This is a genomic window from Pectobacterium punjabense, from assembly GCF_012427845.1.
GTDB classification, from domain to species: domain Bacteria; phylum Pseudomonadota; class Gammaproteobacteria; order Enterobacterales; family Enterobacteriaceae; genus Pectobacterium; species Pectobacterium punjabense.
In genome coordinates this window covers 13487-26616 of the sequence record NZ_CP038498.1, presented here as the reverse complement: position 1 = coordinate 26616, position 13130 = coordinate 13487, and the positions used below count along the sequence as shown (strand labels likewise).

Sequence of the window (13130 nt, the reverse complement as noted above, 5' to 3'; positions counted from 1 at the left end):
CGAGATAGTGCATCTTATCGCCAGAAATAACATCAAAAATATTGACAGATATTCTCAAAACACTCCGTTTTTCCTTCTATCAGCATCGGCGTAATATCCTCTTCATCGAAAGGAAATGACCTTTCACTCCGAACAACATTGAATAGGATACATCACATGAAAAACGTAAAATTCTTCGCCGCTGCTGTCGTACTTTCTACTCTGTCTTTTGGTGCGTTTGCTGCCGATCAGGTTTCTTCACAACAGGCACAGCATCTGGAAAAAGTGGGGGTAGTTACCGCAACTGCACACAGCCTGGATTCACTGCAATCCCAGTTGGCTCAGAAAGCAGAAAAAGCCGGTGCCAACGCCTTCACCATCACGTCTGCCACTGGTGACAACCAGCTGCGCGGCGTCGCCGTCATCTACAAATAATGCTTGCTGATAGACAATCAAAAAATTAAACGGACTTTCCTCACTCAAGAGGAAAGTCCGTTTTTTTATGGGAAAATGATGTCAAATTCGCTCTGAGACGATCCTGTAAATACTTCGGTGGTGCGGCACGACGTGTCTCTATGCGTGTTTTAGCAAGTACGTAGTAGCCAGTGCAAAGACGTCTGGAGTTACGACTTATCTAATTAATATCAAGTCTCATCAAAATTTCGTCATGATATTCACCATCAATGTATAGAGCAGCAGTATCCGTTGCCCATTCTCTAAACCCGAAAGAACAATAAAGGGCTCGTGCCGATTTGTTGGTTGCCGCTACTGAAAGTTTCACTGTTTTGGCCTTGCAAGATGCCTGTAATGCCGTTTCCAAAAGCGATCGAGACAGGCCGGCTCCTCTCATTTCAGCTCGGACATACATTCCCCAAATCATGGCGACATGATGTAGCTTCGGTGCAGTGTTAATGCTTACCCCTACGATACCCTGCAACCTGTTTTGCAGGTCATATCCGCCAAAAACCAGGTTTAGACGGAGGCGTTCAGCAAAGAACGTTTCTGGTTGCTGGCATTCCTCTTCAAAAGACGCACCGAATGCTTCTGGATGTAGCTTGAGTGCTTCAAGCCGTACTCTCCTGAAATCGTCAATATCGCTATTGCCTATATGACGCACCACGAACGTTGCCATTCCTACCGCCTCCCTGTCACCGTGAAAGAATGACTATACCATCGCATTATGAAATAGAGCGTTAGCTTAAAACCTCAGTTGCACACTCCGCGCACTTAATTTCACTCCAGTACGAAATGCCCTTCTCCGACTTGCTTATAGCGACGCTCAGGAGGATGGAAATCGGGGGCGCGTACTGGGCTGCGCAGTTCATCATTGGTGATATTACGCACCGGGCGGGTGTCTGGGTCAGGCACAGGCACCGCTGAAATAAGACGTCGGGTGTAGTCATGCTGCGGGTTGTCGAAGATCGCCGAACGTGGGCCGATCTCCACAATTTCGCCGAGATACATTACCGCCACGCGGTGGCTGATACGCTCGACGACCGCCATATCATGCGAGATAAACAAAAATGACAGCCCCAGCGTCTGCTGGAGATCCAACATCAGGTTGATCACCTGCGCCTTAACGGACACATCCAGCGCCGATACCGATTCATCGGCAATAATCACTTTTGGCTCCAGCGCCAGTGCACGTGCAATACACACACGCTGGCGCTGCCCGCCGGAGAACTGGTGCGGGAAACGCGAGGCCATATCGCTGGATAACCCCACCTGTTCCAACAATTCACTCACCCTCGCATTCACATTCTGCCGGGTCGCCAGCCCATGCAACAGCATCGGTTCGGCAATCGCTTCCCCTATCCGTATACGCGGGTTCAGGCTTTCATACGGGTCTTGAAACACCATCTGAATCTGCCGCCGTGAATCAGTCAATTCACGCTTATCCGCCGTCAGGATATTTTTTCCCAGCAGTTGAATATTGCCGCTGACGGCATCGTTAAGGCGAATAATCGATCGACCCGTGGTGGATTTACCACAGCCTGATTCCCCAACCAGCGCAAGCGTTTCTCCCGGCCAGAGATCAAACGAGACATTCTCCACCGCGTGAACCCGCCCAGACAGTCGCCGGAAAAAACCTGATCGGATATCAAATCGGGTGACCAGATTTTTTACCGTCAGCACTGGCTTCTCGCCCGACACAGTATTCACCGCTTCAGGCACCGGCTGGCGCTCTCCCGTTTTGAGATCGACCAGCGGAAAGCGCTGCGGCCACGCGCTGCCGGACATCGAACCTAATTTGGGCACGGCGGATAACAACATGCGGGTATAAGGCTGTTGCGGATGATGAAAGATTTCCCGCGTGACGGCATTTTCCACCATTTCGCCCTGATACATCACCAGCGTACGGTCGGACACTTCCGCCACGACGCCCATGTCATGGGTAATAAACAACACCGACATCCCTTCTTCTTCCTGAAGGGTTTTTATCAGCGTCAGAATTTGCGCCTGAATCGTAACGTCCAGCGCCGTTGTTGGTTCGTCGGCAATCAGCAGCGTCGGGTGACAGGCCAGCGCAATCGCAATCACCACACGCTGGCGCATCCCGCCGGAGAAACTTTGCGGATATTCGTTCAGCCGTGATTTCGCCGCCGGAATGCGTACCTTTTCCAGCAGGCGTACCGCTTCGGCGCGCGCTTCCGCTTTACCCATGCCGCGATGGCGGCGTAGCACTTCCGTAATCTGGTAGCCAATCGGCAAGACCGGATTCAGGCTGGTCATCGGTTCCTGAAAAATCATGCCGATGCGGTTGCCGCGCACATCCTGCATCGCTTTATTGGGGAGCGACAGCAGCTCGGTGTCGCCAAAATGAATCTGTCCCTCAACCCGACTTTGGCCGGGCGGCAGCAAACGCATGATGGATTTCGCCATCACGCTTTTCCCTGAACCGGACTCCCCCACCACGGCGACCGTCTCTTTCTCGCCAATCGTAAAGGATAAATCCCGCACCACGTTCATCCACTCGCCGTTTACCTGAAAGGCGGTGGTCAGATGCGAAACAGACATAATCGGCGCTGTCATGTGTTCATTACCCCTTATTCCCACGGACGTTCCCACCGGTTAATTCCGCGGGTTGAGGATGTCACGCAGCGCATCCCCCACTAGATTGATCGCCACAATCAGCAGCAATAGCGTCAGCCCAGGAAAGAAGCTGATCCAATAATCACCCGACATCAGGTACTCAAAACCGTTTGAGATCAGCAGCCCCAGCGACGGTTCCGTTACGGGCAGTCCGATGCCCAGAAACGAGAGCGTGGCCTCCAGCATGATGGCGTAGGCGATGCGCATCGTGGCTACCACGATCAGTGGTGCCAGACAGTTCGGTAAAATATGGCGGAACAGGATGCGGCGGTTGGACAGTGCCATGCTGCGTGCCGCGTCCACGTAGCTGCGACGGCGCTCCACCAGCGCTGAACCGCGAATCGTGCGCGCGTAGTACGCCCACTGGGTCACCACCAGCGCCATAATGATCTTATCGACCCCTTGTCCCAGCACCGCCAGCAAAATCAGCGCAATCAGGATAGGGGGGAAACTGAGCTGGATATCAACGATGCGCATGATCGTCGCATCCGTTTTTCCCCCAACGTAGGCGCTAATCAGTCCCAGCGACGCGCCAATCAGCAGCGCGAGTACCGCACTGGAGAAGCCGACCATCAGGCTAATGCGGGTGCCATAAAGAATAGCGCTGAACAAATCGCGCCCCTGATCGTCCGTTCCCAGCCAGTAGCTCATCCCCGCCATACTGGAGGAGCCCGGCGCAAGCCGGCCATCCATGATGTCGAGCTGCATGAGATCGTACGGGTTCTGCGGCGACAGAAGCGGGGCAAACAGCGCCAGCAGCACAAAAATCGCCAGCATGATCAGCCCACACAACGCCAACCGATCGTTAACCAGCGCCATCATGACGCGCACTGCCGGATGCGACGTTTTTTTCACGGCGGTGGGCTGGTGTAGCGTCTTCTCCGTCATCCTTTGTCCCCTCCCAACCGCACGCGCGGATCAACCAGCACGTACAGTAAATCCACCAGCAGGTTAATCACGCTGAACATCACGACGGTAATCATCAGGTAAGCCAGGATGACCGGACGGTCGAGCACGGCGATCGAATCGATAATCAACTTACCCATTCCCGGCCAGGCATAAATAGTTTCCGTAACCACCGCGAACGCGATCAGCGATCCCAGTTCCAGACCCAGCACAGTAATCAATGGAATTAGCGTATTGCGCAGCACATGCACTAGCACAATGCGGGTTTCCGACAGCCCTTTCGCGCGAGCAAACTGCACATAATCCTGTTGCAGACACTCCATCACACCCGCCCGCATCAGGCGAATGACCAGCGAGATCTTAAACAGCGCGAGATTAAACGCGGGCAAAAGCAGGTGTTCGAGGCCATCGCGGGTGAGAAAACTGAATGGGATACCGAACAGATCGTGAGTATCGCCTCTGCCCGATGAGGGCAGCCAGCCGAGCTTTACGCTGAACAGCATGATCATTACCAACCCGATCCAGAACGTGGGTAGGCTAAAGCCCAGAATGGAGAAGGTCATGATGGATTTGGACACCGCGCTGTCCGGCTTTAGACCCGCGTAAATTCCCAGCGGGATACCGACAACCAGCGCCATCACGAATGCCACCATCGCCAGTTCGAGCGTGGCAGGCATGCGCTGAAAAATCAGCGTCAGCGCGGGTTGGTTAAAGATAAAAGACTTACCCATGTCGCCCTGAAAGGCGTTCCAGACAAACAGCCCGTACTGTTCCCAGACGGGCTTATCCAGACCGAAGGACTGAATCACCGCCAGCCGTTCCGCTGGCGTGGCTGTCGCGCCCAATAGCATATCGACCGGATTACCGACCAGATAGACACCCACAAACACCAGCACCGACATAACAGCCAGCGTCAGCAGCGTTTGTCCGATTCGGCTTAGCAGGTAGGCTATCATTAGCGCTCCTCAGAACCGTTTAGCGCTTCAGGGCTCGTTATTGCTTCTGAACCCATTATGGTGCCAGAGCCATAGCGGCGCAGGCGATCGGCAATCAGGCCGAGAAACCCTTGTTCGTCGATTTCCCGCATGACCAGCGCATTATCCGGTTTATCCAGTTTGTGATAAAAATCGGCAAACACGTAACCCGCCGTCTTGCCGGTGACTTCCACTCCCACACGTGCAGATGCCGCTTGGAACAGCTCAGGTTTTAGTAGCCATGAAATGACGGTCGCATCATGAATCGGACCACCTTCACGACCAAAACGTGCCACTTCATTACGATCGAACGTGCGTAATAGCGCCGCCATCGCCTTGCCCGGTTCACCGCCGCTGCGCTCAATCTCATCAACCTGTTCCGCCTGAATCAGCGCCTGAAACGTCATATCTAACGGCATGATGACAAGGGGAACGCCGGAGGAAAAGACGATGTCCGCCGCATGCGGATCGGCATAAACGTTAAAATCTGCCCACGGCACACGATTGCCCAACGCGGTAAAAGCACAGCTCATAGAGACAATCTGTTTGATGCCGCGCGCCACATCGGGATGAAAACGCAGCGCCAATGCCACATTCGTCATCGGCCCTATCGAACAGAGCGTGATCGGATTATTGTCAGCCGCGGCCTGTCGCGTCGTTCGCACCAGAAAATCGACGGCGTGTTCCTGCTCCGGCAACAGTGTGCTATCTGGCACCCACTCAGGGGAAAACGCACCGATATGTGCATATTTACCAAACACCTGCTCGCGGATCAGCGGGTGCGACGCTCCGGCAAAAATCGGCACATCGGTTCGCCCCGTCAGGCCAACGACTTTACAGGCATTCGCCAGCGTCGCCTCAAGCGGGACATTACCCGCCACGGCGGTGATACCGAGTACGTCCAGTTCAGGTGAAGCCAAGGCCAGCCAAATAGCTATCGCATCGTCAACACCGGGATCGGTATCAATAATAATACGTTCTCGCATCCTATCAGGCCCCCTTCCCGTAGCGGCTCAGTAGGTCAGCAAACAGTTCAACCACCTGTTTGGCATCCACCCCCGTCACCACATCCACATTAGGCTGACGCGCGGTTTTTCCGTACCAGTCAGCAACGGTTTGCCCCATACACAGCTCGCTGTCCTGCTCAATGTAGACGCTGGCTTTTTCGGTCGTGAAGCAGTGTGGCGCCAGAACCCAGGCGATAACCAACGGATCGTGTAACGGGCCACCGCGTGAACCATAGCGACGAATATCGTTGCGATCCCAAAACGCCATCATTTCGCCCAGCGGGCCGGAAATACGCCCAGAGAGCGCAATGAAACGCGCGACTAATTCCGGCGTCAAAATCACCCGATGCGTGACATCCAGCGGGAGTGCAACAATGGCAATCGACGAATCAAATACCACTTTTGCCGCCTGCGGATCGGCGATCATATTAAATTCAGACGTCAGGCTGCGGTTACCCGCTTCCCGATACGCGCCGCCCATCATCACGATGCGCTCAATCCCGTTGGCAATCGCAGGCACCATACGCAACGCTGTCGCCACATTAGTTAATGGCCCGAGCGTACAGAGCGTAATGGGCTTGCCATTGGCAATCGCCTGCTGACACTGTTCGATAATAAAATTCACCGCGTGCTGCGATTCGGCCTGCTTTTGCGGCACTGGCAGCACGGTCTGACCTAATCCACTTTCACCATGAAACTGGCCGTGGATCGGTTCACGTAACAGCGGGCGGTGACACCCGGCGAAGACCGGAATATCCGTTCGCTGCCCCAGTTCAACAATTTGCAGCGCATTACGCACCGTCTTTTCCACTGGCTGGTTGCCACACACCGCGCAAATACCGCGAATATCCAGCTCGGGTGCCACAAATGCACTTAATAACGCAATCGCGTCATCGATCCCCGGATCGCAATCAATAATAATAGGTAGGACGCTCATCCTATGGTTATCCCTTTTCTCTTTTTTAATCGGTACTGACAGATTTCAAAGTGCAGAAAGCCCGCACGGCTACCGCGTTAAAAATAACAACATCCATACTCTAACTAATTAAAGTTTCAGGAAAAACGTGTTAAAGGGCACCAACAGACGCTAAAACGTCCGCGATCTCTTTACGCGCTTTTTCATCCAACGGCTGCTGAGGCAGCAACGGATCGCCCACCGCAAATCCCTGCAATTGCAGCGCCGCTTTAATACAGCCGGCAATGGAATAACGGGCAAAGATTTCATTGATGCGCCACAGCGGACGCTGAAGCTCCATTGCCCTGTTCCAGTCACCCGCGCGGGCGGCTTCATACAAAGCAAGACTCTGTTTGGGAACGATACACGCCGGGCCAGCCATCCAACCCACGCCGCCAATCAGCATCACACAGGCGGGAATATGCGCGGACGCGGAGAAGACCTCCATCCGGCCACGGGTGCGTTCAATGATGGAGAGCAAACGTCCGGTATTGGTCGATGCATCTTTGATATAGAGGATGTTGCTGACATGGCTGAGGCGTTCAATGACGGGCAAACTCAAATCGGAGCGTTGGAACTGAGGATTGGTGTAGAGCACCACGGGTTTACCCTGTGCAGCCTCGGCAATAGCGCGGAAATACTGTTCGACGCCGTCATCGTTCAAAGGGAAATAGGCTTCCAGCACCGCGAGAATGCCATCCGCACCCAATTCGACGTAGCGTTTCGTTTGCTCAACGGCATCCTGAATGGTGGTCGACGCAACACCCGCGATAACGGGCACACGGCCTGCTGTCGTCTCGATCACCGTTTTAACCACATCGAGGCGCTGAACCGCAGAGAGATAGGCAAACTCACCGGTACTACCCAGTGGCACTACGCCATGTACGCCACACTGAATCAGATGCTCGGTGAGCTGTGCCAACACAGGCTTATCGACCTGACCATCGGGCCTGACGGGTGACACCAGATAGGGAAAAACACCGCTAAATGTATTCACACCGCTCTCCTTGTTATCGGTAATAAGGGGTGAAGCCTCACCCCTTTTGGATCATGACTGAAAGGTGACTATTTCGCGGAACGGACAAAGTACGGCAGCGTGTAGGCATCGGAACGGCCCACGTAGGTATACTGCTTTTTCATCGCCCAGGTGTTGGACAGGAACATCACCGGAATCACCCCCAGATCGTTCATGCCGATGTTCATTGCCTCAGCCAGCAGCGCATCACGCTTGGTATCATCCAACGTGGCGCGCGCTTCGTTCAGCGTTTTATCAAAGACAGGATTGGAATAGCGACCACGATTCCCCTGTCCTGCATTGGGGCCAAAGGTTTCTAGCAATGGCCCCAATACTCCAGAAGCTTCCCCGGTTTCAATCGCGGCTCCGCCCATAATCAAACTGAATTCGAGACGGGATGCGCGTGAGAAGTACACACTGCCGGGCATCGTAACCACTTCGGTTTTGATGCCGACGCGTGTGAACATTTGGCCAATGGCCTGAGCAATTTTAGAATCATTAGGATAACGATCGTTCGACGCGTGGAAGGTCAGCGTGAAGCCGTCGGGGTAACCCGCCGCCGCCAGTTCCTGTTTGGCTTTCTCCGGATTGTAAACCGGCGCAGGAATGGAAGCGGAATACCCGAGATACCCCTTCGGTACAAGCTGAGAGGCGACAACAGCCTGCCCCTCCATCACACGGTCGACGATTGCCTGACGATTAAGTGCTAAAGACATCGCCTGGCGTACTTCTTTTTTTAGTAATGGGTTTTTACCATCAGGACCTTTGGCGAACGGTGATTCATCTCGCTGCTGGTCCATGTGAAGGTAAATAACACGATTCCCTGGTGTTGAAATCGTTTTTAACTGCTGATTTTTTTCAATATTACTGCTGTCGGCTGTTGGAACGTTTTCAATCATGTCCACATCACCGGATAATACTGCTGCTACACGTGCACTACTGTTTTTAAATACACGGACAGTTACGTTGTCCCACTCTGCTTTTCCTCCCCAGTAATCATCATTACGACTAAGGACTACCCGGTCGTCCGGCACCCAGGAAACAAATTTGAATGGCCCTGTACCAATCACATCTTTTCCTGAATTCAACGTTTCCGTCGGGACGTTCTCAAGTCGGGCGGGCAAAATGGAAACCCGACTTAAATTATTCAGCAGCAGCGGCGAAGCCTCTTTTGTCTTTATCCGCACCGTTAATGGATTCACTTCTATTACTTCAGCAATGTCGCTGACGTAAGGTGCGTAAGAACTTGGGCTGTTTTTGGATGCCAGCGCAACACGCTTAATGCTGGCAATCACATCTTTAGCCGTAAAATCACTGCCGTCGTGAAACTTAACGCCAGAACGCAAGGTAAATTCCCACGTCTTGTCGTCAATCACTTTCCAACTGGTTGCCAGGGCAGGTGCAATCTGCTGTTTTTCATCCTGTACAACCAAACCGTCAAAAATATTGCGCGCCATTGCGCTATTCGCTCCACCCACATAAAACTGCGGGTCCATTGATGTGGTGGAGGAAGCCAAACCGATATTCAGGTCCGCGCTATAAACCAAAGGTGAAGATGAAAATAAAACGGTAAACAATAACGCCAGCGTTGATTTCTTCATTCACTAACCCTCTATTCCATGATTGAGTACTAATGAAGTGTATTAAATCTTATGATTGTGAGTCTATGCGTCAGATTGGATAATGAAAAATTGCATTTTGTGTTAAATTGATAACTAAATGTTATGTTTTAAGGTGACTAGCATGCGTATCAATCCCCGTCAGGTTGAAGCCTTCCATAAAGTCATCCTCACCGGAGGCATCACCGCTGCCGCCAACATGATGTACATCACCCAGCCAGCCGTTAGCCGACTCATTAAGGACTTTGAAGACGCACTGAATCTGAAGCTGTTTGATAGAGACGGACGCGGCCTGATCCCACGCGCCGAGGCAATGAAGCTGTATCGGGAGGTTGAACGTCTTTATTTGGGGTTGGATCACATCGGGCTAATTGCCGATGAAATTCGCCACGCTAAAGGCAGCGTCCTGCGCATCGCCGCCGTTCAGGCACTCTCGTTTCTTTGCTCAGACCAGGTTCTCCCTACCTTACTCAAGAAATACCCCGATCTTTCCCTGTTTTTAGACATCGAAAGCAGCAGCCGCATTACGGACGCGATTGCTGAAAATCACTATGACGTTGGGTTTATTTTTGGCCAGACGGGTATCAAAGGGCTGGAGGCTGAACCACTGGCGGATGCCAGTGCTGTCGCGGTGTTAGCGGTGGATCACCCCCTCGCCACGGCGGATGAAATTACGCTGGCCGATCTGGCCAACACCCGCGCTATTTTGCCCGGCAGAACCACACCGCTGCGGGCACAAATCGATATTTCAGCCAGAAAAGAGCAAATCTATCTGCACAACCCTATCGAAACCTCGATGGTTAACTGCTGCGTGCTGGCATCAAGAAATGTCGGCATCGGCGTGGTGGATTTTATTACCGCGCTGAACAGCCCTTCTCCCGTTATCGTAAAACCATTCAATCCTGATATAAAAATGGCGTATTGCGCGGTCTATCCCCCGCAAATTCCTCGCAGCCAAGTAGTGAATCACATCACTCAGGTGATGAAAGAAAAACTCGCAGCGAGTTTGGCGTTGAAATAATATCGACCAAAGTCTTTATTTTTATTAATGTATTTATTGAATAATGACTACTGGGGAATAGATTTATTTAAAATAGATAGCGTGATTATTATTTTAAATAATAATAGCCATCGATGATGGCTATTTAATATTATATTTTTCTCATCAGGCATTAAGAACGAATTTTTCAATCGCGTAAGCGACACCATCTTCCATGTTAGTTTTGGTGACAAACTGGCTGGCTTCTTTCACTTCATCGATGGCGTTGCCCATCGCGACGCCGATGCCCGCATAGCGAATCATTGCCAGATCGTTCTGCTGATCGCCCAGCGTCATGACGCTTTCACGCGGAATGTTGAGGTGCTCCGCCAGCATTTTCACGCCTTCACCTTTGTTCACGCGCTTATCCAGAATTTCCAGATAGTATTCGGCGCTCTTCATGATGGTGTAGCGTTCAAAGGCTTCCGCCGGCAGTTGGCTGATGGCACGGTCTAATAGCTCCGGCTCATCAATCATCATCACTTTCGGGAACGTCAGGCTACGATCCATTTCTTCTACCGCACGATACTTCAGCGGCATCCCGGTCAGGTGAGATTCGTGAATGGTGTAAGGGCTGATGTCTTTATTGGCGGTATAGACGAAATTGAAGTCCAGCGCATGGAAATGGACGCCCAATTTGCAGGCTAGCGCTTCGAAATAGAGATAATCGTCGAAGCTCAATGCGGTTTGTGCCACACAGTCGCCATTGACCGTACGCTGCACCAGCGCACCGTTGTTGGTGATGCAGTAACAGCCTTCCTGCTGTAAATCTAACTCCATCAGGTAGCGTTCGACGCCGATGTAGGGGCGACCGGTAGCCAACACGACCTGCACGCCTTTCTCTCTGGCAGCGGCAATCGCGGCTTTTACCGCAGGTGAAATTTGATTTTGGGGCGTCAGCAACGTCCCGTCCATATCAATAGCGATCAGTTTTACAGACATAGTTTTTCCAGCATCAAGTTATCTGTTTTCATGCTAACGCGATTCAGCGATGAAGTCGTTAGTGAAATACGGCAGGGTGACAGGCGTATGACGCGCAACGTAAAAAGCCGTGCGGTTAAGCACGGCTCTGCGACTAGCGTTTCCTATAATCGCCGTTATAGCTCAGCACCGTTGCTGGAGATCACTTTCTTATACCAGTCAAAGCTCTTTTTCTTCGAGCGATTGAACGTGCCAGTACCATCATCATGTTTATCCACGTAGATGAAACCGTAACGTTTACTGTACTGACCGGTGGTGAACGACACACAGTCGATGCAGCCCCATGGGGTATAACCCATCAGTTCCACACCGTCTTCCACGACGGCTTTCTTCATCTGATCGATATGCGCTTTGAGGTACTCGATACGGTAATCGTCATTAATGCTACCGTCGGCTTCCACCTTATCTACCGCACCAAAGCCGTTTTCGACGATGAACATCGGTTTCTGATAACGCTCGTAGAAACTGTTCAGCGTATAGCGCAGGCCGACCGGGTCGATCTGCCAGCCCCATTCCGATGCTTTCACATGCGGGTTTTTCACGCCACCGTCAAAACCTGCGATCGCGTCTTCCGTTTTACGACCTTTCGCCGCCAGTTGCACCGCGTTGCTCATGTAGTAGCTGAAGCCCAGATAATCCGTGCAACCCTCGCGCAGCGTCTGTTCATCTTCCGGCTGCATATCAATCTGATAGCCTTTACGCGCCCACTCTTTCAGGATGTAAGACGGATAGTAACCGCGCAGTTGCACGTCACCGAACAGGTGGCGCTCACGCATCGCTTCCTGTGCAAACATCACGTCATCCGGGTGGCATGACCACGGGTAGAGTGGCACCAGCGCCAGCATGCAGCCAATTTTGAAATTCGGGTTAATCTCATGACCCAGCTTCACCACTTTCGCACTGGCGACAAACTGGTGGTGCAGCGTTTGGTACATCGCCTGCTCCGGCTTATCGTGATCGGTAAAAATCACACCGGAACAGCAGTAGCCAAATAGCGGATACTGCCAGTTACGCTGGTTGTTGATCTCATTGAAGGTCATCCAGTATTTCACTTTGGACTGATAACGCTTCATGACCACTTCGCTGTAGCGCACAAAAAAATCCACCACTTTGCGGTTCAGCCAGCCACCGTACTGTTTGACCAGGTGATGTGGCATCTCAAAGTGAGACAGCGTAATCACTGGCTCAATGTTGTACTTCAACAGTTCATCGAACAGGTCGTCATAGAATTGCAGACCCGCTTCATTCGGCTCCAGTTCATCGCCATTGGGGAAAATACGCGTCCAGGCAATCGAAGTACGGAAGCATTTGAAACCCATCTCGGCGAATAGGGCGATATCCTGCTTATAGTGTGAATAGAATTCCACTGCCTGATGGTTTGGATAACTGACACCAGGCTGTACGCCATCGGTAATCACACGATCAACGCCGTGCGCCCCACCGGACAGAACATCGCAAATGCTGGCACCTTTGCCACCTTGATCCCAACCACCTTCAACTTGATGCGCCGCTACCGCGCCGCCCCACAGAAAGTCTTTCGGTAATTGTTCAATAGACATCTT

12 protein-coding genes are annotated in these 13130 nt (G+C 52.2%); 2 read left to right on the top strand and 10 right to left on the bottom strand.

What is annotated here, in order from left to right; translation table 11 throughout:
* The first annotated feature begins 156 nt into the window (after window positions 1-156).
* The gene (gene bhsA, locus E2566_RS00115) at window positions 157-414 is read left to right on the top strand and encodes a multiple stress resistance protein BhsA (RefSeq protein WP_107168590.1); all 258 of its coding nucleotides are present in this window, start codon (window positions 157-159) and stop codon (window positions 412-414) included.
* A 199-nt stretch (window positions 415-613) separates the two neighbouring features.
* On the opposite strand, the gene E2566_RS00110 is transcribed toward bhsA, so the two are convergent.
* The 8 genes from E2566_RS00110 to E2566_RS00075 all read right to left on the bottom strand — a co-directional run bounded on the left by E2566_RS00110 (window position 614) and on the right by E2566_RS00075 (window position 9530).
* Window positions 614-1111, bottom strand: a complete 498-nt coding sequence (locus E2566_RS00110; RefSeq protein WP_107168589.1) for a GNAT family N-acetyltransferase — start codon at window positions 1109-1111, stop codon at window positions 614-616.
* 101 nt (window positions 1112-1212) lie between these two features.
* Window positions 1213-3012, bottom strand: a complete 1800-nt coding sequence (locus tag E2566_RS00105; protein ID WP_107168588.1) for an ABC transporter ATP-binding protein — start codon at window positions 3010-3012, stop codon at window positions 1213-1215.
* A 39-nt stretch (window positions 3013-3051) separates the two neighbouring features.
* Window positions 3052-3960, bottom strand: a complete 909-nt coding sequence (locus tag E2566_RS00100; protein ID WP_107168587.1) for an ABC transporter permease — start codon at window positions 3958-3960, stop codon at window positions 3052-3054.
* Window positions 3957-4934 carry an ABC transporter permease gene (locus E2566_RS00095; protein WP_012821879.1) on the bottom strand — a complete coding sequence of 326 codons (978 nt, stop codon included), beginning with the start codon at window positions 4932-4934 and terminating at the stop codon, window positions 3957-3959. The genes E2566_RS00100 and E2566_RS00095 overlap by 4 nt, the downstream gene beginning before the upstream one ends.
* Window positions 4934-5938 (bottom strand): nucleoside hydrolase, encoded by a 1005-nt coding sequence (locus E2566_RS00090; RefSeq protein ID WP_107168586.1) that lies wholly within the window; start codon window positions 5936-5938, stop codon window positions 4934-4936. The genes E2566_RS00095 and E2566_RS00090 overlap by 1 nt, the downstream gene beginning before the upstream one ends.
* A gap of 4 nt (window positions 5939-5942) precedes the next feature.
* On the bottom strand, window positions 5943-6896 hold the full coding sequence (locus E2566_RS00085; RefSeq protein WP_107168585.1) for a nucleoside hydrolase: 954 nt from the start codon (window positions 6894-6896) through the stop codon (window positions 5943-5945).
* 130 nt (window positions 6897-7026) lie between these two features.
* Window positions 7027-7911 (bottom strand): dihydrodipicolinate synthase family protein, encoded by an 885-nt coding sequence (locus tag E2566_RS00080; RefSeq protein ID WP_107168584.1) that lies wholly within the window; start codon window positions 7909-7911, stop codon window positions 7027-7029.
* Between the two features lie 68 nt (window positions 7912-7979).
* Window positions 7980-9530 carry an ABC transporter substrate-binding protein gene (locus E2566_RS00075; protein WP_107168583.1) on the bottom strand — a complete coding sequence of 517 codons (1551 nt, stop codon included), beginning with the start codon at window positions 9528-9530 and terminating at the stop codon, window positions 7980-7982.
* Between the two features lie 142 nt (window positions 9531-9672).
* Between E2566_RS00075 and E2566_RS00070 the strand changes: the two genes are divergently transcribed.
* On the top strand, window positions 9673-10569 hold the full coding sequence (locus tag E2566_RS00070; RefSeq protein WP_107168582.1) for a LysR family transcriptional regulator: 897 nt from the start codon (window positions 9673-9675) through the stop codon (window positions 10567-10569).
* A 144-nt stretch (window positions 10570-10713) separates the two neighbouring features.
* On the opposite strand, the gene yidA is transcribed toward E2566_RS00070, so the two are convergent.
* Window positions 10714-11529 carry a sugar-phosphatase gene (gene yidA / locus E2566_RS00065; RefSeq protein WP_107168581.1) on the bottom strand — a complete coding sequence of 272 codons (816 nt, stop codon included), beginning with the start codon at window positions 11527-11529 and terminating at the stop codon, window positions 10714-10716.
* Between the two features lie 155 nt (window positions 11530-11684).
* The gene (locus E2566_RS00060) at window positions 11685-13127 is read right to left on the bottom strand and encodes a 6-phospho-beta-glucosidase (protein ID WP_107168580.1); all 1443 of its coding nucleotides are present in this window, start codon (window positions 13125-13127) and stop codon (window positions 11685-11687) included.
* Window positions 13128-13130: the final 3 nt, after the last annotated feature.